General features: G+C 69.0%; 24 protein-coding genes. 10 read left to right on the plus strand and 14 right to left on the minus strand.

The annotated features are described in order from the left end of the window. The first annotated feature begins 42 nt into the window (after positions 1-42). Positions 43-438: an STAS domain-containing protein gene (locus Q4V64_RS32745; protein ID WP_124439646.1), complete on the plus strand. Its 396-nt coding sequence runs from the start codon at positions 43-45 to the stop codon at positions 436-438. Here the strand turns inward: Q4V64_RS32745 and Q4V64_RS32750 are convergent. The 3 genes from Q4V64_RS32750 to Q4V64_RS32760 form a co-directional block, all read right to left on the minus strand. Then, a complete protein-coding gene (locus Q4V64_RS32750; RefSeq protein ID WP_124439645.1) occupies positions 322-1,338 on the minus strand; it encodes a sigma-70 family RNA polymerase sigma factor in 1,017 nt (338 codons plus the stop codon). The genes Q4V64_RS32745 and Q4V64_RS32750 overlap by 117 nt on opposite strands. 134 nt (positions 1,339-1,472) lie before the next feature. After that, positions 1,473-2,699: an IS110 family transposase gene (locus Q4V64_RS32755; RefSeq protein WP_303713336.1), complete on the minus strand. Its 1,227-nt coding sequence runs from the start codon at positions 2,697-2,699 to the stop codon at positions 1,473-1,475. A gap of 353 nt (positions 2,700-3,052) precedes the next feature. Then, positions 3,053-4,336, minus strand: coding sequence for an MFS transporter (locus tag Q4V64_RS32760; RefSeq protein WP_124439632.1), 1,284 nt, complete (start codon positions 4,334-4,336; stop codon positions 3,053-3,055). A gap of 63 nt (positions 4,337-4,399) precedes the next feature. Here Q4V64_RS32760 and Q4V64_RS32765 point away from each other — a divergent pair, with 63 nt between their 5' ends. Then, the gene (locus tag Q4V64_RS32765) at positions 4,400-5,371 is read left to right on the plus strand and encodes a LysR family transcriptional regulator (protein ID WP_172629157.1); all 972 of its coding nucleotides are present in this window, start codon (positions 4,400-4,402) and stop codon (positions 5,369-5,371) included. An 87-nt stretch (positions 5,372-5,458) separates the two neighbouring features. On the opposite strand, the gene Q4V64_RS32770 is transcribed toward Q4V64_RS32765, so the two are convergent. Continuing rightward, the gene (locus Q4V64_RS32770; protein ID WP_124439631.1) at positions 5,459-6,220 is read right to left on the minus strand and encodes a prolyl oligopeptidase family serine peptidase; all 762 of its coding nucleotides are present in this window, start codon (positions 6,218-6,220) and stop codon (positions 5,459-5,461) included. 113 nt (positions 6,221-6,333) lie between these two features. Between Q4V64_RS32770 and Q4V64_RS32775 the strand changes: the two genes are divergently transcribed. Both Q4V64_RS32775 and Q4V64_RS32780 read left to right on the plus strand, forming a co-directional pair. Next, on the plus strand, positions 6,334-7,497 hold the full coding sequence (locus tag Q4V64_RS32775; protein ID WP_124439630.1) for an adenosine deaminase: 1,164 nt from the start codon (positions 6,334-6,336) through the stop codon (positions 7,495-7,497). 138 nt (positions 7,498-7,635) lie between these two features. Continuing rightward, positions 7,636-8,193: a hypothetical protein gene (locus tag Q4V64_RS32780; protein ID WP_253266904.1), complete on the plus strand. Its 558-nt coding sequence runs from the start codon at positions 7,636-7,638 to the stop codon at positions 8,191-8,193. A gap of 81 nt (positions 8,194-8,274) precedes the next feature. Here Q4V64_RS32780 and Q4V64_RS32785 read toward each other — a convergent pair whose 3' ends face one another. From Q4V64_RS32785 to afsQ1, 5 genes are all read right to left on the minus strand, one after another. Further along, on the minus strand, positions 8,275-8,478 hold the full coding sequence (locus Q4V64_RS32785; protein WP_124439629.1) for a PspC domain-containing protein: 204 nt from the start codon (positions 8,476-8,478) through the stop codon (positions 8,275-8,277). Positions 8,479-8,577: 99 nt separating this feature from the next. Beyond that, positions 8,578-9,129 (minus strand): VanZ family protein, encoded by a 552-nt coding sequence (locus tag Q4V64_RS32790; RefSeq protein ID WP_124439628.1) that lies wholly within the window; start codon positions 9,127-9,129, stop codon positions 8,578-8,580. A 105-nt stretch (positions 9,130-9,234) separates the two neighbouring features. Then, on the minus strand, positions 9,235-9,849 hold the full coding sequence (locus tag Q4V64_RS32795; RefSeq protein WP_124439627.1) for a hypothetical protein: 615 nt from the start codon (positions 9,847-9,849) through the stop codon (positions 9,235-9,237). Continuing rightward, positions 9,849-11,420, minus strand: a complete 1,572-nt coding sequence (locus Q4V64_RS32800) for a HAMP domain-containing sensor histidine kinase (protein WP_124439626.1) — start codon at positions 11,418-11,420, stop codon at positions 9,849-9,851. Before Q4V64_RS32800 ends, Q4V64_RS32795 begins: the two co-directional genes overlap by 1 nt. Beyond that, a complete protein-coding gene (gene afsQ1, locus Q4V64_RS32805) occupies positions 11,417-12,094 on the minus strand; it encodes a two-component system response regulator AfsQ1 (protein WP_172629156.1) in 678 nt (225 codons plus the stop codon). The genes Q4V64_RS32800 and afsQ1 overlap by 4 nt, the downstream gene beginning before the upstream one ends. A gap of 263 nt (positions 12,095-12,357) precedes the next feature. Between afsQ1 and Q4V64_RS32810 the strand changes: the two genes are divergently transcribed. After that, the gene (locus Q4V64_RS32810) at positions 12,358-13,131 is read left to right on the plus strand and encodes a SigE family RNA polymerase sigma factor (protein ID WP_124439624.1); all 774 of its coding nucleotides are present in this window, start codon (positions 12,358-12,360) and stop codon (positions 13,129-13,131) included. A 215-nt stretch (positions 13,132-13,346) separates the two neighbouring features. On the opposite strand, the gene Q4V64_RS32815 is transcribed toward Q4V64_RS32810, so the two are convergent. Further along, entirely contained in the window at positions 13,347-13,982 is a 636-nt protein-coding gene (locus Q4V64_RS32815) for a uridine kinase (RefSeq protein ID WP_253266903.1), read from the minus strand. Between the two features lie 125 nt (positions 13,983-14,107). Here Q4V64_RS32815 and Q4V64_RS32820 point away from each other — a divergent pair, with 125 nt between their 5' ends. Further along, entirely contained in the window at positions 14,108-14,512 is a 405-nt protein-coding gene (locus Q4V64_RS32820) for a hypothetical protein (protein WP_124439622.1), read from the plus strand. 77 nt (positions 14,513-14,589) lie between these two features. On the opposite strand, the gene Q4V64_RS32825 is transcribed toward Q4V64_RS32820, so the two are convergent. Further along, on the minus strand, positions 14,590-14,841 hold the full coding sequence (locus Q4V64_RS32825) for a type II toxin-antitoxin system RelE/ParE family toxin (RefSeq protein WP_124439621.1): 252 nt from the start codon (positions 14,839-14,841) through the stop codon (positions 14,590-14,592). Then, the gene (locus Q4V64_RS32830) at positions 14,838-15,089 is read right to left on the minus strand and encodes a type II toxin-antitoxin system Phd/YefM family antitoxin (protein WP_124439620.1); all 252 of its coding nucleotides are present in this window, start codon (positions 15,087-15,089) and stop codon (positions 14,838-14,840) included. Before Q4V64_RS32830 ends, Q4V64_RS32825 begins: the two co-directional genes overlap by 4 nt. A gap of 199 nt (positions 15,090-15,288) precedes the next feature. Here Q4V64_RS32830 and Q4V64_RS32835 point away from each other — a divergent pair, with 199 nt between their 5' ends. The 3 genes from Q4V64_RS32835 (at position 15,289) to Q4V64_RS32845 (ending at position 21,276) form a co-directional block, all read left to right on the plus strand. Then, positions 15,289-17,442: an AIPR family protein gene (locus Q4V64_RS32835; RefSeq protein ID WP_124439619.1), complete on the plus strand. Its 2,154-nt coding sequence runs from the start codon at positions 15,289-15,291 to the stop codon at positions 17,440-17,442. A gap of 118 nt (positions 17,443-17,560) precedes the next feature. After that, entirely contained in the window at positions 17,561-19,864 is a 2,304-nt protein-coding gene (locus Q4V64_RS32840) for an N-6 DNA methylase (protein ID WP_124439618.1), read from the plus strand. Then, positions 19,861-21,276 (plus strand): hypothetical protein, encoded by a 1,416-nt coding sequence (locus Q4V64_RS32845; RefSeq protein WP_303713347.1) that lies wholly within the window; start codon positions 19,861-19,863, stop codon positions 21,274-21,276. Before Q4V64_RS32840 ends, Q4V64_RS32845 begins: the two co-directional genes overlap by 4 nt. Before the next feature lie 61 nt (positions 21,277-21,337). Here Q4V64_RS32845 and Q4V64_RS32850 read toward each other — a convergent pair whose 3' ends face one another. Together Q4V64_RS32850 and Q4V64_RS32855 are read right to left on the minus strand one after the other, a co-directional pair. Continuing rightward, positions 21,338-21,547, minus strand: coding sequence for a DUF397 domain-containing protein (locus tag Q4V64_RS32850; protein WP_124439616.1), 210 nt, complete (start codon positions 21,545-21,547; stop codon positions 21,338-21,340). After that, positions 21,526-22,374, minus strand: coding sequence for a helix-turn-helix transcriptional regulator (locus Q4V64_RS32855; protein ID WP_124439615.1), 849 nt, complete (start codon positions 22,372-22,374; stop codon positions 21,526-21,528). The genes Q4V64_RS32850 and Q4V64_RS32855 overlap by 22 nt, the downstream gene beginning before the upstream one ends. 232 nt (positions 22,375-22,606) lie before the next feature. Between Q4V64_RS32855 and Q4V64_RS32860 the strand changes: the two genes are divergently transcribed. After that, positions 22,607-22,885, plus strand: coding sequence for a hypothetical protein (locus Q4V64_RS32860; protein ID WP_124439614.1), 279 nt, complete (start codon positions 22,607-22,609; stop codon positions 22,883-22,885). Positions 22,886-22,983: the final 98 nt, after the last annotated feature.

Raw genomic sequence — 22,983 nt, forward strand, 5'->3', positions numbered from 1 at the left:
AATGTGATCTTGATCGGCTCAGCGGAGTTCCGAGGAGTTCCGATGAGTTACGCCCACCCGCCAGGTCTACAGATCGTGGACGCCATGACACCCGCTGTACTCATGCTGACCGGCCCCGTCACCAGGGACGAGGTGACCGGGCTGTGCGACGACGTACGGGCGCTGCTGGAAGCCACGGGGGCTCGTGGGCCGAGCGTCGTGGTGTGCGATGTCGGAGGGCTCGGGCCGCCGGGGCTCGGCGCCGTCGACCTGCTGGCCCGGATGGAGCTCACGGCCCGGCGGGCCGGGGGCAGGATCCGGCTGCGCGACCCCGACCCCGCCCTACGCGCCCTCCTCGACCTGGTCGGCCTCCGCTTCGAGGTGGAGAGGCAGCCCGAACAGCGGGAACCAGCGCTGGGTGTCGAGGAAGCAGTGGAACCCGGTGATCCGGCCCTCTGATATCTCCAGCACCTGCACCGCCCACGGGGTGAAGCCGCCCTTCTCCGGGTCCGGCTTGTACTGGGCGAACCCGGGCAGGCCGTTGACCTGGACGGGTAGCAGACGCGAGCCCGCGCAGGGGGCGCCGAGCGTCGTCATGAAGCCCGTGATGTCCTGGTGGCCGGTCAGCCACAGGTCGAACGGCGGCATCGTCATGACGGCGTCCTCGGCCAGCAGAGCCGTCAGCGCCGTCATGTCATAGCCCTCGAACGCCGCCACATAGCGCTCCAGGAGCTTCTGCTGCTCCTCGTCCAGCGGGTCGGAGACGACCGCGCCGGCGCCCTGCCCGTCCCGCTCGGCGAGCGTCGCCCGGGCCCGCTGCAACGCGCTGTTGACCGAGGCGACCGAGGTGCCGAGCAGCTCGGCGACCTCGCTCGCCTTCCAGGCCAGCACCTCGCGCAGGATCAGCACGGCGCGCTGCTTGGGCGGGAGCTGCTGCAGGGCGGCCATGAAGGCCAGCCGCACGGACTCCTTGGCGATGGCCGCCTCTGCCGGGTCGTCTGTCGTGGGAAGCACGCGTGCGTCGGGCATGGGTTCCAGCCAGGTGTTGTCCGGGCGGGGGGAGAGGGCGGCCTGGGCGAGAGGGGTGGACTCGGTGAGGTCCATGGGCCGGGCGCGTTTGTTGCCGGCCGTCAGCATGTCCAGGCAGACGTTCGTCGCGATGCGGTAGAGCCATGAGCGGAGGCTGGAGCGGCCCTCGAACTTGTCGTAGCTGCGCCAGGCTCGGACCAGCGTGTCCTGGACCGCGTCCTCGGCCTCGAAGGAGGAGCCGAGCATGCGGTAGCAGTAGCCGGTCAGTTCTGTTCGGTGTTTCTCGAGTCTGACGTCGAGGTCTGCCGTCGTCGCCGTGCCGTTCGTCATCGTCCACCCACCCCTGTGGCCGTACCTGTCCGCGCGCGTGTTCACGCTCGGCACTTTGGAAGCTACCGCAGGGCACTGACAATGGCGCCCGGAGCGGGGGAATACGCAGGTCAGACACCCCATGTCGTTGGGGGTCAAGTGGCAGGGGTGTGGGCGTGGTGTGACCAGGCGGTCGCTTCGTCGTAGAGGGTTCGGGTCTTGAGGCATCCGTGGAGGATGCCGACGAGGCGGTTGCCGAGCTGCCGCAGGGCGGGGTTGTAGCCGGCTTCGCGGGCGCGTTGTTTATCGTAGTAGCGACGGGCGCCGGGTGATGCCCGCAGGGCGGAGAACGCCTGGGTCTGCAGCGCGTCGGCGAGGCGGTTGTTGCGGACGTAGCGGGCCTGGACGGTGTGGCTCTTGCCGGAGGCCCGGGTGATCGGGCTGGTGCCGGCGTAGTTCTTGCGGGCCTTCGCGGACGCGTAGCGGGTGGGGTCGTCTCCGAACTCGGCGAGCACCCGGGCGCCGGTGATCTCCGCGATGCCGGGCATCGAGAGGTAGATCTCAGCGTCCGGGTGCTTCAGAAAATGGGCCTTCACCTGCTTTTCCAGGTCGGTTATCTGCTCGTTGAGGGCGATCAGCAGCTTCGCGTGGGCGGTGGCGGTGGCCGCGTAGGCGGCGGTGACCGGCTCGGGCAGGCCCAGCTGCCGTTCGCGCAGCGCGGTGACGATCGTGGCTGCCTTCGCGTCACGGTTGTGCCGGCGGGCACGGGCCAGGACGGCGGTGATCTGGGCGCGGGTCAGCTTCGCCCCGGCCTGCGGGGTGGGCGCCTTGATCAGCAGTTCCAGCGCGTCCGTGCTGGTCAGCGTGAGACCCGCGTAGGCGTTCAGGGCGGCGGGGAAGTACTCGCGCAGCGTACTGCGCAGCCGCTGGAAGGTGCGGGTGCGTTCCCAGATCAGTGTCTGGTGGGCACGGGCGACAACCTTGACGGCCTGAGCTTGCTCGCTGTCTCCCGCCACCGGCCGCAGCTGGGCCCGGTCGATACGGACCATGTCGGCCAGCGCGTGCGCGTCGCCCTTGTCACTCTTGGCACCGGAGGAGGCGTACCGCTCCTTGAACCGGGCAGCCTGCCGGGGGTTGATGGCGTAGACCTGGTAGCCGCAGGCGATCAGGGCTTGCACCCACGAGCCGCGGTCGGTCTCGATCCCGACCACCACCCCGGCCGAATCCAGGTCCTCGCCGCCGTGCCTCGCGATGAGCTCGTGCAGCTTCGTGATCCCCTCCACACCCTCGGGCAGCCTCGCCGCAGCGAGTTTCCGGCCCGCCTCGTCCTGGACCTCGACGTCGTGGTGGTCTTCGGCCCAGTCATCGCCGATCAGCAGCAACTCGCCCTCCCGGTCTGGTACTTCGCTCGTGCAGCCTGCGGAAGGCGCGGCACGCGGCCTAATGGATCCAGTGCTCACGCCCCACTGCCCGGCGGGCACGCCACCCCATCAACGGTCTGGCCTCCCGGCCGACCAGCAGGGGCACGGTCTGACCTCAGAAGTCGGATACTTCCGGCGGCGTGAGTGCTCACCTGCTGGCGGCTACGGCACCGAGTCTCTACGACCCGACAGCTCCCATTAGGCGGCTCCGCTCTCGCGGTGGTGCACCTTTCGAGGTGCCGAGTCGGGTGGTGGGTGGGCATAGGCCCGGGGGTCCAGGGGGCGGAGCCCCCTGGTGGGGGCGACACCCTTCCTCAGCGCACCGCCACCGGCACCGGCCCCCGCCGCGCAGCGACCCGCGCCGCACGCGTCCCGAGCACCGTGATCGTCACCACGCCCACCACCGCCAGCAGACCGACCCCCACCGTCCCGGCCCAGCCGCCCGCATGAAACGCCACCGCCCCCACCATGCTCCCCGCGCTGGAGCCGACGTAGTACGCCGACTGATACAGCGCCGACGCCTGCGCCCGCCCCCGTGTCGCCGTCTTGCTGACCGCCGACGACGCGACCGCGTGCCCCGCGAAGAAACCCCCGGTGATCAGCACCAGCCCCAGCAGCACCAGCGGCAGCGACCCGGCCAGCGACAGCAGCAGCCCCGAGGCCGTCGTGCCGCCCGCCGCGTACAGCGCACCCCGCCGACCCAGCCGGCCCACCAGCCGCCCCGCCGTCGACGCCGACACGGTACCGACCAGGTAGATCAGGAAGATCGAGCCGACGATGCCCTGAGGCAGCCCGAAGGGAGCCTCCGACAGCCGGTACCCGATGACCGTGTACACGCCGCCGAACACCGTCATGAACAGCGCCCCGATCGCGTACAACCGGCGCAACAGCGGGTCGGACAGGTGGTCACGGACCGTACGCGCCAGAACCCGCGGCCGCAGCGACCCCGCCACGAAGTGCTTCGGCGCCGGCAACAACGCCCGGAACGCCACCGCACACGCCACCGCGATCGCGCCGATCACGCCGACGGCCACCCGCCAGCCCCACTCCTGCGCGACCCACCCGGTGATGACCCGGCCACTCATCCCACCGACACTGTTGCCCGCGACGAACAGTCCGATCGCGGTGACCAGCGCCTTCGGCCGGACCTCCTCCGCGAGATACGCCGTCGCCGAGGCCGGCAGACCGGCCAGCGCCGCGCCCTGCACCGCCCGCAGCGCGACCAGCGCGGTCAGCGAGGGGGCGAAGGGGACCAGGAGACCCACGGTCACCGCGACCGCCAGCGAGGCCGTCATCACCGTACGACGGCCGAAGCGTTCCGACAGGGCGCTCATCGGCAGGACGAACAGCGCCAGCCCACCGGTCGCGGCCGCCACCGTCCAGCTCGCCTCGCTCGCCGCCACCCCGAACTCGCCCGAGATCAGCGGCAGGAGCGCCTGTGTGGAGTACAGGAGGGCGAAGGTCGCGACACCCGCGAGGAAGAGGGCGAAGCTCATCCGGCGGTAGCCGGGGCCGCCCGGGGCCATACGGGAGTCGACGACAGGTGCAGGGGATGCGGCGCCCACGATGGTGGACGCCCCGGTACTGGCGGGAGACATGCTTCGAAGCTACGTACGCCCCCACTGATCCGTCCAATGCACGGAAACGCCATAATCGTTCCCATGGTGCATCAACGCAGCTCACAGGCTCACCTGTCACCATCCGGTGACACAGAAGACATGACCGGGACAGCGGACATGTCGAGGCTCCTCGCCCCCCGCCTCGCCTACTTCGCCGGCGTGGCCCGCACCGAACACGTCACCCGCGCCGCCCAGGAGATGCAGGTCCCGCAGTCCACCCTCTCCCGCGCGATGGTCCGCCTGGAACAGGACCTGGGCGTCGACCTGTTCGCCCGCCGCGGCCGCACGGTCTCCCTGACCCCCGCCGGCCGCACCTTCCTCGGCTCCGTCGAACGCGCCCTCGCCGAGATCGAGCGCGCCGCCGAGGAGGTCCGCGCCGACGCCGACCCCACCGCCGGCAAGGTCGCCTTCGGATTCCTGCACACCATGGGCGCCGAAACCGTGCCAGGCCTCATCCAGGCCTTCCGCGCCGACCACCCGCGCGTCCGCTTCAGCCTCGTCCAGAACTACGGCGAGGCGATGATCGAACGCCTGCGAGCGGGCGAACTGGACCTCTGCCTGACCTCCCCCGTCCCCGACGCCCCCGACCTCGTGGCCCGCCGCCTCGACGAACAGAAACTCCGCCTCGTCGTCCCGGCCGACCACCGCCTCGCCCCCCGCAGACGCGTCCGCCTGGCCGAGGCCGCCGACGAAACCTTCGTCACCCTGGAACCCGGCTACGGTCTGCGCCGCATCACGGACGACCTGTGCCAGGAGGCGGGCTTCCGCCCCCGCGTCGCCTTCGAGGGAGAGGAGGCGGAGACCTTGAGGGGCTTGGTGGCAGCGGGCCTGGGCGTCGCGCTCCTGCCCCCGCCGGCAGTCCCACGCCCGGGGGTGGTGGAACTGACGGTCACGGCCCCAAGGGCGGCGAGAGAAATCGGCGTGGCCTGGCTGGACGGCCACCCGGACACCCCGCCGGTGGCAGCCTTCAAGAAGTTCCTGCTTTCGAGAAGAGGGAATTTGCTGCCCACCTAGGGGCGCGGGGCTGTGTTGAATATGCGGCTCCGCCGCGTGGGCGCGACCAGCCCCCCACAAACCCGCACACCCTACCGAACCGAGGGATCAACGGCGAAGGGACCGCCCGAAGCCGGAGGCAAGCGGCATCCGCAACCCCAAAGGAGGCGGAGCCGCCAACGCATCCCGAACAGGCCGAGAAAACGCCCGCCCGAACAACGCCCCCATCACAAAGTCCTCAGCCAACGCATGCACTTCATCCCGATGCTGATGCAACCCGTGCCCATCGGAGTGCACCTCGAACCGGCACACCTCCCGGTTCGCCTTCTTCACCCGGGCCGCCAGCCGGAACGACAACTCCGGATCCGTACGCTCGTCATTCGTGCCGTGCACGACCAGCACCCGGCGCCCCACGAGCTGCTTCACCGGTTCGGGCGGTGCGGCCACGTCCTCCTCGGGCAGCCAAGGGGCCATCGCGACCACGGAGTTGACGGCCTCGTGTCCGCCCGCGTGCAGTGCCGCGCGGCCGCCCATGTCGACGCCGGCGAGGCAGACGGGGACGTCGCCGTAGCGCCGTACGGCCTCCTCGACGGCCCAGGACGCGTCCTGGGCCAGATGGGCCTCGCTGCCGTTCCAGCCGCGATAGCGGTAGTGGACGACGTGCGCGGCGAGCCCCTCCTCGCGGCCCGCGCGGACGAGCCGGCGGCCCAGCGTCCGTACGGAGGCCGTCGCCAGGATGGAGGACGGTCTGCGGTGGGAGACCTCGTCGCCGCCGGGGAGCAGCAGAACCACCCCGCTCACCGCCGTCGGCTCCGGACCGAGCGCCCGCCCCAGCCGGGCCGTGCGAACCGGCGTCGCTTGCTGTGCCATGACAGAACAGTGTCAGAAGAGATGGTGTACGCCACTAGTCCGTGCGGTCACCGTTACGTATCGGCGGATTCGTACACCGAGCGATCTACGCGCGTAGGAGGTAGAGTGCGGAGATGACGAGCCAGACTGCCCCGATGGGAACCACCCCGAGCTCGGACCAGATCCGCCAGGCACCCAAGGTTCTGCTCCACGACCACCTCGACGGCGGGCTGCGCCCCGGCACGATCGTCGACCTCGCCCGGGAGACGGGGTATGCCCACCTGCCCGAGACCGACCCCGACAAGCTCGGCGTCTGGTTCCGCGAGGCCGCCGACTCCGGTTCTCTGGAACGGTACTTGGAGACCTTCTCGCACACCGTCGGCGTCATGCAGACCCGCGACGCCCTCGTCCGCGTCGCCGCCGAGTGCGCCGAGGACCTCGCCGAGGACGGAGTCGTATACGCCGAGGTGCGGTACGCCCCCGAGCAGCACCTGAACGGCGGGCTCAGCCTCGAAGAGGTCGTCGAGGCCGTCAACGAGGGCTTCCGGGAGGGGGAGCGCCGGGCCAGGGCGAACGGTCACCGGATCCGCGTCGGCGCCCTGCTCACCGCCATGCGGCACGCCGCCCGCGCCCTGGAGATCGCCGAACTCGCCAACCGCTACCGCGACTTGGGTGTCGTCGGCTTCGACATCGCGGGCGCGGAGGCGGGCTACCCGCCCACCCGGCACCTCGACGCCTTCGAGTACCTCAAGCGCGAGAACAACCACTTCACCATCCACGCCGGCGAGGCCTTCGGGCTGCCGTCCATCTGGCAGGCCCTGCAGTGGTGCGGCGCCGACCGGCTCGGCCACGGCGTGCGCATCATCGACGACATCCAGGTCCACGAGGACGGCTCGGTCAAGCTAGGACGGCTCGCCTCGTACGTGCGGGACAAGCGGATCCCGCTGGAGATGTGCCCCAGCTCCAACCTCCAGACGGGAGCCGCCGACTCCTACGCCGAGCACCCGATCGGGCTGCTGCGCCGACTGCATTTCCGCACGACCGTGAACACGGACAACAGGCTCATGTCGGGGACCAGCATGAGCCGGGAATTCGAGCACCTTGTCGAAGCATTCGGTTACACGCTCGATGACATGCAGTGGTTCTCCGTCAATGCGATGAAATCCGCATTCATTCCTTTCGATGAAAGACTCGCCATGATCAATGACGTCATCAAGCCTGGGTATGCCGAGCTGAAGTCCGCATGGCTGTTCCAGCAGACCGCTTCCACCAGCGGCTCTGTGGGCGCGGAGGGCTGATCGAGGGGAGACCGGGGCGCGGCGTACGGGCGGGCGTTCACAATCCATCCGCATTTCGATGTTTGCGGTGTGTGGCTGGGCATGTTTACGGTCGTGGGCCGCTCATATCCCCGTGACTCCATTTCGAGGACGCATTTCATGAAGCAGTCTGCTGCCAAGACCCTCGGTGTCGCCGCCCTCGGTGCCGCCTTCGCCGCCGCCGGTGCGGGTGCCGCGAACGCCGCGCCGGCCGTGCCGGACGCCACCCAGGCGCTGAACGGCATTACCAAGACGCTCCCGACGGAGAACGTCGGCAAGACGCTCCCGGCGAAGAACGTCGGCAAGACGCTGCCCGCGGGGAACCTCGGCAAGACGCTGCCTGCGGGGAATCTCGGCAAGACGCTGCCGACGAAGAACGTCGGCAAGACGCTGCCCGCGGGGAACGTCGGCAAGGCGCTGCCCGCGGGGAACGTCGGCAAGGCGCTGCCGGGTGCCGGAGAGGTGCTGTCCCAGGCGCAGCCGGCGCTCGCCGGGGGTCGGAACGCCGTGCAGCCGGCCGCCCAGAAGGGCACCGGCGGTCCGACCGCGCCGGTCGCCGGTCTGCTCGGCGGTCTGCCGGTGAAGGGCCTGCCCACGCAGGGCCTGCCCACGCAGGGCCTGCCGGCGCAGGGTCTGCCCACACAGGGTCTGCCCCTGAACGGCGTTCCGCTCGTCTGATCGGCGTCGCCTCCGTACGCGCCGGTGGGGCGCACCCTCGGACACGGGGTGCGCCCCACCGGCGTACGGCTGTCCGGGCGGTCACCAGGCCGTGCGGGCCGCCTTCCCCTCCGAGGGGAACAGGATCCACAGCGCGATGTACAGCAGGAACTGCGGGCCCGGCAGCAGGCAGGAGACCAGGAAGATCACGCGCATGGTCGTCGCGGAGGTGCCGAAGCGCTGCGCCAGCGCGGCGCACACTCCGCCGATCATGCGGCCGTTGGTGGGGCGGGCGAGGCGGTTCATATCGGCTCCTTCGTCTGCGCGTCTTCGCGTCTTCGCATGGACCGGTTGGCTGCCCATCTACCGACAACACTACGGACCCGAAACGGACGTAGCGTCGCTCTATGGGGCGATCCCGACCCTGGGAATCGTCGGGGTCCGACCCTGAAGTGCTTCCTCCTGGTGGAGGGAACCGCGCCGGGCGCGCTCCTTCCTGCGGCGGAGCCAGGCACGGGCCGCCGGCACGAACGCGGCGTGGGCCAGGCCCACGCCCGCCGTGTTCAGCAGGAGCGAGTCGATGTCGACGACCTGCCCGGGCACCGCCGTCTGGAGCAGCTCGATGCCCAGCGAGATGAGGGCGCCGGCGGCGGTCGTGCGCAGGAAAGAGGCGAGCGGGGAGACCGCGAGCCTGCCGTGGACCATGGGCAGCAGGACGCCCAGTGGGGCGAGCAGCCCGAGCCCTTCGACGATGCGCCGGGCGCCTTCCTGCCAGCCCAGCGCGAGATCGGACCGGATGCCGGCCAGCGGATGCAGGTTGGGCGGCATCACCCAAGGGACGTCCAGCGGACGCAGCGTGAACCAGGCGACGAACGCCAGGTGCGCGACGAGGAGGGCACCTCCTGTCACACGGATGCGAATCGCGGCGCTGCCGCCGATGGAGCCTTGACGCTGCACGATCCCCTAGACGCGGCCTCCGGCACGGTCGGTTCCGGGATGCCCAGGAGCACGGCATGAGGCTTGCGCCACACGCCCCTTTTCAGGCTCGTGCGTCCTCGTACGTCAGGGCCCCGCGACCTCGCCCGACGGCGGCTCCTTGCTGCCCGGCCGGGAGCGGACCTCGTCCGTGCACTCGTAGCGGCGCGGCGGCTCGCCGTCAGGCCCGCCGAGGATCACCGAGCCGTCGCCCTCGGCGGCCGCCGAGTCGGAGAACGTGCAGACCAGCTGGGCGAGGGCGTAGGAGGTGAGGTCGCCGGGCGCGGTGCTCAGGCGCAGTGTGTCCTCGGGGTCCCCGAGGCGCGGCCCGCTCACCGTCATGCCGCCGCGCACGTCGGTGCTGTACCCGGCCTCCTTCTCCGCGGACGAAGGCGTCTCGGCGAGCTCGTCGAGCAGGCCCTGCGCCACCAGCACCCGCCGCTGGGAGTCCGCCGTACCGTCCGGGACGCGCACGGTCCGGTCGACGGCCACCAGCGACGAGCCGCACAGCAGGAACACCTGCACCGGCAGCCCGCGCGAGGCCTGCGTCGAGATGTCCGGCTCGGTCAGGGAGCAGCGCACCCGGGAGGGCGCGGGACCGAAGTCCGTCGGCACCTCCGTGGCCCGGATGCCGCATCCCGCGAGGAGCCCGGCGAGCACGGGGAGCGCGAGCAGGTGTCGTACGTTCCGTCGTACGTTCATCAGGTGTCCCCCTTGCCCTTGTCGCCTTCCTCGGTCTCCTCCATCAGTGCCGAGGCGTCCCGCGGCAGCCGCAATGTGAACACCGCGCCGCCCTCGGGGGAGTTGGCGGCGGTTATCTCGCCGCCGTGGATGTGCGCGTTCTCCAGGGCGATGGACAGGCCCAGGCCGCTGCCCTCGGAGCGCGGCCGGGAGGCGCTGGCCTTGTAGAACCGGTCGAAGACGTGCGGCAGGACGTCCTCGGGGATGCCGGGCCCGTGGTCGCGCACCTGGATGACGACCTCCGCGCCTTCTCGTTCCGATTCGCGTACGGCGACCCGCACCGGGGAGCCGCCGTGTTTGAGGGCGTTGCCGATCAGGTTCGCCATGATCACGTCCAGCCGGCGCGGGTCGAGGCGGGCGTGGATGCCGCGCTCGGTCTCCAGCTCCACCGCGTCCAGCCAGGCCCGCGCGTCGATGCACGCGGTGATCTGGTCGGCGACGTCGACATCGTCCAGGACGAGCCGCGCGGTGCCCGCGTCGAAGCGGGTGACCTCCATGAGGTTCTCGACGAGGTCGTTGAGCCGTCGGGTCTCGCTGACGACGAGCCGTACGGCGGGCTCGATCATGGGGTCCATGGACCCGGTCTCCGCCTCCAGCTCCTCCTCCAGCACCTCCGTGACGGCGGTGATGGCGGTGAGCGGCGTACGCAGTTCATGGCTCATGTCAGCCACGAAGCGCCGGGACGCATCGTCCCGTGCGGCCATGTCGGCGACCCGCTTCTCCAGCGCCTCGGCCGCGTTGTTGAACGTCCGGGAGAGATCGGCGAGTTCGTCGGTGCCGGACACGCGCAGCCGGGTGTCCAGCTTGCCCTCGCCGAGCCGGCGGGCGGCCACACCCAGCCGGTGCACCGGCTTCAGTACGGTCGTCGCGGCGGCCTGCGCGAGCAGCGCGGAGCCGATCAGCGCGAGGCCGGTGGCGATGCCGAGCGACCAGGCCAGCGAGTTGAGGTCCTTCGCCTCCGGCTCCAGCGACTTCAGCATGTAGCCGGTCGGCCCCCCGCCGATCACCTTCGTGCCGGCCACCAGATACGGGGTGCCGTGGTTGACGACCCGCTGCCAGTACAGGTGGTACGCGTACTTGTTGGTCGAGTTGACCGTCTGTTCCTCGTTCACCGCCTCGCGCAGCGACGCCGGCACGTCCTGCAGCGAGAAACCGTCCAGCGCGCCGGAGTTGCCGTACACCGTCTTGCCGCTCGCGTCCTCGGCGACGAGCAGCACGCTGAAGCGCTGGCTGCTGTTGGCCATCTGGCCGGCGGTGTGCTGCAACTCGTCCTGCGACGGGCTCTGCGGCAGCGCGCCCGCGCGGTTCTGCATCTCCTGCTCGAAGTCGCGCAGCACGGCGTCCTGGGTACGGGTGAGCACGGCCTCGCGGTTGAGCCAGTAGGCGATCCCGGACGCGGACACGGCGGCGGTCAGCGCCACCAGGCCGAAGACGACGACCAGGCGCAGGCGCAGGCTGGTGAAGCGCAGCCGTGACCAGCTTCCCTTACGAGCCGCGGTCCAGCCGCGGAACCCCCCTTGAGCTTCGGTCACTGAGGACTGTCCAGCCGATAGCCCACGCCACGCACGGTACGGATCAGCGTCGGGGACGACGGCACGTCCTCGACCTTGGCGCGCAGCCGCTGCACACAGGCGTCCACCAGCCGCGAGTCGCCGAGGTAGTCGTGCTCCCACACCAGCCGCAGCAACTGCTGCCGCGACAGCGCCTGCCCCGGCCGCCGGCTCAGCTCCAGCAGCAGCCTGAGCTCGGTCGGCGTGAGCTGGAGATCCTCGCCGTTCTTGGTCACGGTCATGGCCGCGCGGTCGATCACCAGGCTGCCGAACGTGGCCGCGTCGTTCGACTCCCGCTCGCCGCGCCGCAGCACGGCCCGGATCCGGGCGTCGAGCACCCGCCCCTGGACGGGCTTGACGACGTAGTCGTCGGCGCCGGACTCCAGCCCGACCACGACGTCGATGTCATCGCTCCGCGCGGTCAGCAGAATGATCGGCAGCTGGTCCGTGCGCCGGATGCGCCGGCACACCTCGAACCCGTCGATGCCGGGCAGCATCACGTCCAGCACGATCAGATCCGGCCGCTGCTCGCGCAACAGCTTCAGACCGTCCTCACCGCTGGCAGCGGTGGCCACCCGGTGACCCTGGCGCGTCAGAGAGAGCTCCAGGGCCGTCCGGATGGCGTCGTCGTCCTCGATCAGCAACAGGGAAGGCACGGGCTCATTCTGGCCCATGGGGGCCCGGGGTTTCGACACTTGTCTTCTTACCGGCCGGTACCTGTATTTCTGCGGGCCCTTGGCGCTCTGTTCTGTGTGGGGGCTGTGCCGAACCCGAGCAACATCCGGAGAGGTTCCCTGTGACAGGTCTGTGACAGTCGACGGACACGGCCATGAAGTGGCCCGGGCAAGCTTTTCGGCACAGGCAAGGAAGCACGACGCAACAAGCCGAACACCGGTAAGTCCACGACGGGGGGCGCGAGATGAACACGCTGCACAGCAACAGCACCAGCGCAGTGATCACGCGTCTGCACGACGTGAACGCGAACGTGAACCGGGGTTCCGAGAAGTCCGGTGCCGTGAGCGGGCGGGGGTGCGCTCGCGGCACCGGGCGTCAGCACACCGCTTACATGGCGGTGGTTGACGTCCGCACGGGGGAAAGCAAGGGGGCTCACGGGGGAGCCGCGTACGGGGAGGTCACGGGGGAGCGTCGTTCGCCGTCGGAGACGGTAGATGCCGAAGCGGCGTTTACCGCCTACGTCCAGGAGCGCCGCGCCTCCCTGTACGCAACCGCCTACCACCTCACCGGTGACCGCTTCGAGGCCGAGGACCTGCTGCAGAGCGCGCTGTTCTCGACGTACAAGGCGTGGGACCGGATCAGTGACAAGGCGGCGGTCGGCGGATACCTCCGCCGCACCATGACCAACCTGCACATCAGCGCGTGGCGCCGCCGCAAGCTGAACGAATACCCGACCGAGGAACTGCCGGAGACGCCCTCCGACACGGACGCGATGCGCGGCACCGAACTGCGCGCGGTCCTGTGGCAGGCGCTGGCCCGGCTGCCGGAACTCCAGCGCACCATGCTGGTCCTGCGCTACTACGAGGGCCGCACGGACCCGGAGATCGCGGAGATCCTCGACATCAGTGTCGGCACGGTGAAGTCCAGCATCTGGCGGTCGCTCCGCCGGCTGCGCGAGGACGAGGTCCTCAGCTTCGGCCGTGACGAGGAAGACGCCTTCGGGGAGCTCGTCGCCTGAGGGTCTGGGGGGGAGCAAGTACGGGGGAGCGGTAACTGGGGGAGCGGTAACTGGGGGGACCGACGGGGGTCACGGGGGACCAACGGGGTCACGGGGGAAGCACGGGGGAGCACCAAGAGAGCGGGACTGGAGGGCCGGGGGGTCCGTCCGGTCCCGCTTTTGCGTGCGTGCGTCTGCGCGGGCGTACGTCCGTCATCCCTGCCTCCGTACGACCGTCAGGCCGCCGTACGCGCCGTCGCGCTGCGTCCCGCGGCCGCGGACGCCAGGCGGCCCATCGCCTCGTCCCGGTCGCAGGCGTACGCCCCCAGCGCCGTCTGACGGGCCACGATGGAGCGCTCGGCGCGCATCAGGCGCCAGCCGCGTCGCAGCAGGAAGGGGACCGACTTGCGGCCCTCCCGCAGATCGCGGAGGAAGCGGCGGCGGAAGGTCCTGACCGGGCCGCGGCTCAGGCACAGCGCGTCGGCCAGGACACCCAGCTCCCGGCAGCGCGTGACGATCTCGGCGGCGAAGATGCCCTCCGCGATGAACACGGGGGTACGCCCCAGCTCCACCGACTCCTCGCCGGTACGGGCGCTCAGTGAGATGTCGTAGACGGGAACCTTCGTCCGGCCCGTGCGGCACAGGTCCACGATCGCGGTGATCGTCGTGTCCGCGTCCCACGAGTCGGGGTGGTCCCAGTCGATGTCCGAACTCCCCGCCACCAGCGGCAGCGTCGGGTCGTCGCCCTCCTTGTAGAAATCGTCGAGCCGCAGCACCGGAAGGCCGGAGCGGGCCGCGAGGAGGGACTTGCCGGAGCCGGAAGGGCCGCAGAGCAGCACGACTCGCGTCGGTATGGGTGGTTGGGAGCTCACGGGACACCAGTGTGAGGCATCGACCGGGCCACGAACGACCCCGCGGTTCGGCTTTGAAGCGCGCGTCACACCTCCACTACTGTTCGTGCGGACTTGATTACCCTCTGCATGAAAAGGTGGCAGCGATGGCCCGACACGCGTCCCTCCGCAACCCGACCGCCCGGCGTGCGCTCGTCGTCCTGGCGACGGCCGGCATGGCCCTGGGAGCAGGCGCGGCAACGGCCTCCGCGGACGCCACGACAAGCGCCGGCGCGGACCGCGACCGCCCCACCTCGCGAGGCGAACTCCACCCGCAGGCCGCCCCCGAGTCGGCCACCGGTCTGGTCGGCCACGTCACGGGCCCGGTCTCGCAGTTCCAGCCCAACCCGCTCGCGGGCACGGGCTCCGACCCGCTCGACAACAGCGTCGACACGACAGTGGGCGACTTCAGGCCGGTCTCCACGAAGAGGCTGACCGGACCGGTCGCGCAGGCGCCGTCGGTGGGCAGGATCCCGGTGGTCGGCCCGGTGACGCGGCTGCCGCGGGGCTGAGGGCTGCAGCGGCGGAGAGTCGCGCCTTCCCTGGGTGGAGGGGAGGCGCGGCTCTCTCTTGTTTGCCTGGTGGCGGGTCAGGCGGTTCGACCGAGGTGGGTGACCATGATGCGGATTACGTCATCGTCGATGATGTAGAGCACCCGGTAGTCGCCGACGTGCAGGCGGCGTACATTCTGCGACCCGTAGGGAATGGAGTCGCGCGGACGGGGTTGGGTGGCCAGGGTGTCGACGGCCTCATAGACGGCGGCCAGTCCAGCCGGGTCGTCCTTGAGGAACCGCGCGGCCGCGTTGGTGGCCTGCGGTTCCCAGATGATCTCGTAGGTCACTTACGCAGCCCCAGCATCCTGCCGACTTCCTCGTGAGGGATGCCCGGGCCAAGCGTGCCGCGCTCCTTCTTCAGCTCGTACTCGGCCACAGCCAAGGCGTCTTCCAGATCCTCTATGACTTGGGGTGAGATGAGGAGGGCGGCGACGTGGCCGTGGTCGGTGAGGGCGATGGTCTCGCGGCCGTGGGCGGCGCGACGGACCAGGTCGCCGAGCTGGGAGCGGGCTGCGCTGATCGCGATCTCAACCATGCGCACATGGTTGCACATGGTGCATCTTGTGAGCAATCCATAAGTCGAAGTCGGCCTGCAGAACATGTTCCGCGGAAACGGACGGAACAGTGCCGGATCCGCAAGGTAGCCTCGCTCGACATCCGCAAGACCTGCGGTGATCGCCAACGGTGACTGAGGGGGATCCGTGCCTTACCCGGTCCAGGCTCGGAGGCTGGCCATGAAGCTGACCGAACGGTACCGCCCAATGAATATCGCGGAGGATGTGGCGGACCATCCCAACGAGGAACGGATGTTTCTGAGCCGCGCGGTCGCGGCCCTCTCCTTGCAGTACGAGGCCGGCATGAGCGCCGAGGACGCGGCGCGAGCGATCACCGACGGCAGGGGGGACGAAGGCTTCGACGCTGTCGCCGTCAGGGGCCGGGAGATCTTCGTCGTTCAGGCGAAATGGAAGGACAACGGGACTGCGGGATTCGGCAACTCCGACGTCGCCGCCGTCGTGGACGGGCTGCGCTATCTCTTCAACCGCGACTTCGAGCAGTTCGGGCCGAAGATGGCCCCGCATGTCGACGAACTGACCCGCGCTCTGAAAGCGCCACGCCCGCGCGTGACCCTCGTCCTTGCGCTCGTCAACGGTGAGGTCGGAAAGGAGCTCCACAACGACACCCGGAAGCGGCTGGAGAAACAGATACGGGCCCTGCATCCGCGTGATCCGAGCCTGGTCGAGGTCAAGATCGTCAACCTCCTCGACATGTACCACTTCGCCCTGGAGAAGACCCAGCGGAAGGTCACCCTGGTCTTCGACCTGGACAGTCCGGGCAGGCAGACGAAGCCCTTCCACCTCTACTACGGCACCGTCCCCGCCGCGACGGTGGCCGAGTGGTACGCCGGTGACAACGGCGACTTCCTCACCGACCGCAACGTCCGTGACGCGCTTGAGGACACCGAGGTGAACTCGGGGATTCGCAACACCCTGATCCAGCACCCGGAGCACTTCCTCTATCTGAACGGCGGCATCACCCTGGTCTGCGACAAGCTCGGCGGCAAAGGGGTGGACCCGCCCGCCAAATGGGCGCCCGTGGGGCTGAGGCTGCAGGGCGCGAGCGTCATCAACGGCGCCCAGACCGGGGAGGTGATCCGTGCGGTGGCGGAATCCCATCCCGACGAGGTCGCCCAGGCCCGGGTGCACATCCGGATCATCTCCCTGGAGGACTGCCCCGAGGATTTCGGCGATGCGATCACTATCGCGGCCAACACGCAGAATCCGATCGAGGCCCGGGACTTCAGGGCGCTGGAGCAGGAGCAGGTCGACCTGCAAGAGGACTTCCAGCTGTCGCTCGATCTCACGTACTCCCGCAAGCGGGGCGAGGACGAGCCCAAGCCCGACCGCGGGTGCACGATGGAGGAGGCTGCGTTCGCCCTCGCTGCCGTACATCCGGACCCGGTCTGCGCGGCAGCGGCCAGACAAGATCCGGCGTGGCTGTGGGAGAAGAAGAACTACCAGGAGATCTTCGGCCCGCTGCCGACCGCTCACCGCGTGTGGCGCTGCGTCGGCCTGCTCCGCGCGGTGCGTGCCGAGCTGCGGGAGATCGACCCGGACCAGAGAACTCGCTTGCGGCAGTTGGCCGATTCCTGCGATCTCCTCCTCACCCACGTTCTGTTCCGGGTCTTGGAGACAGGAGATCTCGACGACGAGGACGCCGGGCCGTCGTGGTGGGAGCGGCTGGCCCAAGTGCCGTCGTGGGTACGGCAGTCGGTGCCGCTCCTGCTCGACGTCATCTACGCCGCGTACGGATCCAGGGCCCATCTCGCCAAGGCCGTCGCGTCCACGGAGCGGGTGCCGGAGATCGCGGAGAGAATGTATGAGCTCCTGCTGGCAGCGGACTCGCTCGTGGAGGAGATTCCGGCGGAGGCCGGTGAGCCGGCGGGTGAGTCCGGTCCCGGGTTGGCGAGTCTGGTGACGGCCATGGATCCGAAGCCTCCGGCCGAGGCGGGTGCCCGGGCGCAGTCCGCCGTCGGCAGCCGTAGCGCCCGTGCTGTCACCGTGATCGTCGAGCTGAGACTCATCGAAGAGGGGACCCGCCTGGAGCTCCGCCCCGACACCGAGGCGGACTACAAGAACCTGCCCCGCTGGATCCAGGAGGACCCGCGACGAGGAGTCGCCCATTGGCGGAACAGCAAGAGCGCCCCTCTCGTCTGGGCCGCCGACGGCCAGGCGTACTCACCTTCCCGGCTCGTCCGCCGCATCCGCCGCGAGGCGATGGGCAACGACCAGCAGGTCCAGGGGACGAAGTACTGGTTCACGCCGGACGGCCGCCCACTGACCAAGGTCGTGGAGGAAGCGCCCGACGCGGACAGGGACGCCGAAGCCTGAAGGCATGGCGCGGAGCGGTGAGGAACCGGTTCCGCGCTGGCCTAGTCTTGGGCGGTGCCGCCGGATGACAGCAGGCGGGCGAATTGCGGTAATACGGGACAAGGTGGGCGCAGGCGCGATGGGTGAGGAACAGCTGGGCTTCGACATTCCCGGGGAGGACGGACGGAGGCCGGCGCAGTCGGCCAAGGCGAGGTCGCAGGCGTCCGGCAGGGGGCGCGCGCAGAAGGCGCAGGAGGAGACCTCGGGGCCGCGCAAGCTCCAGGACGACGAGATCTTCGACTACATCTCCGGAGACAAGGTCGTCAAGCACACCCCGATGGAGGAGGTGCGGCAGCGCATCGCCCGCGCGCTGGTCCATCAGTACGGCATCGATCCGCGCGACATGAGGGCCGACTTCCCGCTCCAGGTGGAGAACCGCAAGACCGGCCGCAAGTCGCGCAAGCGGGCGAGCATTGTGATCTTCAAGCACGGCTCGATCGAGCCCGACGCGGAGCCCAGGCCGGAGGACATCCGCCGGATCGTCGTCATCAAGCCGCCCCGCAACGACAGCCGTACCGTCTCCAAGATCCGTACGTTCGCGCGGGCCAAGGAGCAGGTCGACGAGGTCGCCGACCTGATGCACGCGGCCGGGCCGCAGTGCGAGTACGGCATGTGGACGGATGACAAGGACCTCTACTTCATCCACCGCAAACGGCACCGCTTCGAGGACGAGTACCTGCCGCTTGCCAACTGGCCGCGCGGCGACGCCAGCCTCTTCGATCCCAAGGGCAACATCTCCTCGCTCGGCATCATGAAAAGCGCCGACGAGACGATGCTCAAGTTCGCCTTCCGCCGCTGCCACGACTTCATCCACGGCAACGAGGGCCTGCCCAAGGACGCCGCGTTCTGGCAGTTCCTCTACGTCCTGTTCGCCAAGCTGCACGACGAGGAACTGGTCCGGGAGCAGGGCCGTGACCCCCGGTTCTACATCGACCACACGGAACTCGCCGCCCTCGCCGAGAGTGATGAGGGCAGTAAGGCCGTCGCCGACCGGGTACGGGACCTCTTCAAGGAGGTCAAGGAGGCCCACGCGGACGAGAACCAGTTCACCGAGTACGACCGGCTCACCCTCAACGACGCCGCGCTCACCTTCATCACCGGTGAACTCTCCACCTACCGCCTGCACGGCACCTCCCTGGACGCTCTCGGCGCCGCCTACCAGGAACTCGTCGGCGAGAACCTGCGCGGCGACCGTGGCCAGTACTTCACCCCGAACGTCGCAACCCGCTTCATGGTCGAACTGCTCGACCCGCAGCGCGACGAGACCGTCCTCGACCCGTGCTGCGGCACCGGCGGTTTCCTGCGCGAGACCTTGCTGCATGTGCTTCACCGGGACGGGCTGCCCGACTTCGGGCGGGGCCTGTCCGTGCAGGAGAAGGCCGAGTTGGAGACGGCGTACCGCCCGAAGCTCGCGAAGTACGCCAGGGAACGGGTCTTCGGCCTCGACTTCGACCCGTTCCTCACCCGCGCCGCCTCCTTCGGCGTGATGATGATGACCAAGGCCAAGGGCAACACCTTCCAGGTGGACTCGCTCCGGTTCCCCTACGCGGGCACGGACAAGCCTGGATTCGGGCCCGCCAAGGAGCACGAGGACCGCATCGGTATCGGCAAGGTCCACGTCTTGATCACCAACCCCCCCTTCGGCACCGACATCCCCGTCACCGGGCCGACGCTGGACCTGTTCCGGGTGGACGAGTACAGCAGGGTGAAGGACGCGAGCATCGCCTACGACTGGAGCAAGGACAAGGAGAAGGGCGACGGCTCGCTCAAGCGTGGCAAGCCCGCCTCCTCCGTCCCACCCGAGCGGCTGTTCGTCCAGAAGTGCGTGGAGTGGGTCAGGCCCGGCGGACGCATCGGGATCGTGCTGCCCAACGGCATCCTCTCCAACCCGGGCCCCGACGACGAGGCGGTACGGCGGTACATCCTCGACGAGTGCTGGGTGATGGCCAGCGTCGAACTCCCCGTGGAACCCTTCGTGTTCGGCGCCGGCGTCAACATCCTCACCACCATGCTTTTCCTGCGGAAGAAGACCAAGGCGGAGAAGGAAGAGGAGCGGGAGTACGGCCCCACCGACTACCCCGTGTTCATGTCCGTCGTCGAGAAGGTCGGCCACGACCGGCGTGGCAACCGGCTGTACGTACGTGATGCGCGCGGTGAGTACGAGTGGCGGGAGTACTTGGAGAACGACGACATCTGGGTCGGGGACGTGGTCGTGCCCCGGAAGATCAAGCGGCGCAAGCGGATCCTGGACAACGACCTGCTCGCTCTGCGGGACCGGCCCGAGAAGGACGTTGAGGTGCGGGCCAATGTGATCGACGCGTACCACGAGTTCCTGAAGAAGCATGGGCATGAACTTCCCTGGTTGAAGGGGGAGTCGGCGTGAAGGTCGCGGAGGCGGGGAATCCGGCGCGGCGGGGGTGGTTCGACAGGCAGGGGCTGCGGCTTGTTGCTAAGCCTTATCTGTCGGGGGCGTTCGCTACGCAGCGGATGTTGGAGCGGCTGCCCGTGGAGAGCACGGCGCTGAAGGAACTTACGGCGAGGCACGGGGGCATCTTCAGCGGACCGCAGTTCGCACGCGTGTACCTCACCGCGCCCGAGCACAGCGTTCCGTTCGTCGGCAGCAAGGACATGCTGGTGGCTGACTTCAGCACGCTGCCCCGGCTGAGGAAGAGCGACGCTGAGTTGCCGGGGATGCGCTATCTGAAGCTCCAAGCGGGTACGAGCTTGATCTCGCGTTCCGGGTTCAACGCAGGGCGCCGGTCGTATGTGCGCCCGGACATGGCCGGCTTCTGGTCCTCGGAAGATGTCATCAAGGTCGTACCTGACGAGGACAAGATCAAGCCGGGTTATCTGTACGCGTTCCTGTCGAGCCGATTCGGCGAGGTGCTGGTCAGGTCCGGGATCTACGGATCGGCCGTCAAGCACATCGCGCCCAACCATGTCGGTGAGATTCGTGTGCCTCGCTTCGGGGCCGCCGTGGAGAATGAGATCCACGAACTCGTCCAGGACGCGGCCGAGTTGAGGGCGGAGTTCCAGGCGAGGCTGGAGGCGGCGACCAGAGATCTGTTTTCCACGGCCGAGATCGAGGAGCTTTTGGATCTGCGGTGGCATGAGCGCGGGCGGGATCTGGGGTTCGCCCCGCGCCGGGTCACAGCGACGAGTTTGCGTGCGCTGAACTTCCAGCCCAGGGCGCAGAGGATTCTGGAGCGGTTGGGGGAGCGGGAGTGCGTGACGTTGGGGGAGGTTTGTGAGGGGGGCATGCTCAGAACCGGGAAGCGGTTCAAGCGTGTTGAGGCGGACCGGGCCCATGGCGTTCGGCTGGTCGGGCAGCGTCAATCCTTCTGGGTTCGGCCGGAAGGGCGCTGGATCAGCGCAGAACAGGCGCCGGACGACATCCTGCAACAGGACGAGACTGTCTTGATCGCCGCTCATGGCACGTTGGGCGAGAACGAGGTGTATGGTCGGTCGATCCTGGTCACGGGGTCGTGGCTGGACAACGCGTTTAGCCAGGACTTCGTGCGGGTCCTCAGTGGGGACGCAAACGTTCCCGGGGCTTACCTGTTCGCGTTCTTCCGCTCGGACGCCGCATTCCGCGTTCTGCGATCCATGAGCGTCGGGGGGAAGCAGCAGGAGTACCACACCAAGCTGCTCCGCGAACTGCCCATTCCCCTTCTCACCCAGCCTGACCGCGACCGCATCGCCGCCACCGTCCGCTCCGCCTACAAGAAGCGGGACGAGGCCGACCGTAAGGAGGACCTGGCCCTCGCGAGGCTGGAGGAGGCCGTGACGGGCTGAGTCGCCTGTTTCGGAACGGTCATGGAACAACTCCAGGACCGTTCCCAGTCAGGTAACCGCCTTACAGGGAGCTGTCCTTGACGCCGTCGACGAATGGCCGCCAGGCCGAGCCGTCGAGCATCAGGACGGGGCCGGTGGGGTTCTTGCTGTCTCGGACGGGGACCGTGCCGGGGAAGTCGGCGGAGACCTCGACGCATTCGCCCCCTTCCTGGCCGTCGCTGTAGGAGGACTTGCGCCAGCGGGCGGTGCTCAGGTCCGGGGTGACTCGCATGGCTCGTATTTCTCCAACATCGTCTCGATCAGCGCTGCCGACTCCCGTGGCGAGAGGGCGCAGGCTTTCTTGAGATCGTACTCGCGCACGTGCCGCGTGACGGCTTCCCGGTCGTCGATGATTTCCCCGTACCCGGCGCCCTCCTGGTACATGGTGGTCGAGTTGTCCGGGAGGGTCAGCAGGATGAGGGTGCCGCTCATCAGAGCGCATGCTTCCGCCGCGAACGGGCTTACTTGGATGGTCGTATGACGTGTGTTGACCAGTGGCAGCAGCGACGCGAGTTGCCCGCGCATTACTGCGAGGCCGCCGACGAGCTGTCGTAGCGCCGCTTCCCCGATGATCCACCAGAAGTCCGGCGGGCAGTCCCGTCGCAGGATCTCCTGGCGGCCCAAGCGGTCCGCGACCAGGCTGTCGATCTCCTTGGGGCTCTTCCCTGGCTCCCCTGCTGAGAACAGCGCACGCATGTACGCCTCCGTCTGTAGCAGCCCAGGGATGATGCTCGCGCCGAAAGCCTGAATCCGTGTCGCCTTGGCCTCCAACTCCAAACAATGATCGAACCGCCTCGGCGTGTGCTCCCGCTTGACCGCCCCCCACAGCCCCTGGAACAACTCCCCCGTCCCAAAAGCCACATCCAACTTCTCCGAGATCGGCGGCAGCGGAAGCCGTTCCCCCGTCTCCACGCCGTACAAGTGCGTCTTGCTGTAGTTGACGATGTCTGACAACCGATCCAACGACAGCCCTGCCAGCTGCCGTTGGCGGCGCAGCTCGACCCCGTACAGGTCACGCGCGGAGCTGGCGGGTTCGAGGTCGCGGGCGGGCTGGGTCATGGTCGGTGCTCCCTTGCCGTATGCCGTGTGGGCGTGCCGTTCCGTATCTCCGAGGGAACGCGGCACACCATTCAAGGTAATTGCGGTCGGTGACAGTGTGGGCGCGAACAGTGAAACAGGGCAGGTGGCGGCCGTTCCGTAACACGCTTCGGAACACCGTCACCCTGGTCGGTCGATGTCACTCGCTGTGACTCTGGCGGTGCGAACAGCAAGCGCCACCAGGGAGGCACCCGTGACATCCCGACGTACGACAACCCGCCCCGACCGCACCGAACTGGAGAGCACCCGGCTCCCGGTCGGTCAACTCGCCCACGACACGCGGCTGGAGAGGCGCGGGATCGTCATGGACCACCAGGACGGGCTCGTGTGGCTGCGCCCCGAGGGCGGTGGGATGGAGTGGACGGCGCAGCCCGGCGACGTAAAGCCGCTGAACTTCCGCGAAGACGCGGAGGCCCTGATGTGGGCGCGGGTGGCCCACGCCAACGCCCGCAGCAGAGGGGAGGTTCTCTGAGCTGTGAGTGGTCGCCGCGTGGACCCTGCGTGACCGGTTCGGGGCGCGTTGTCAGTAGGGCGTCCTAGAGTGTTCCGTGAGTCAGGTGTCGGCGCATG

The sequence above is a fragment of the Streptomyces sp. NL15-2K genome (assembly GCF_030551255.1).
Classification (GTDB): domain Bacteria; phylum Actinomycetota; class Actinomycetes; order Streptomycetales; family Streptomycetaceae; genus Streptomyces.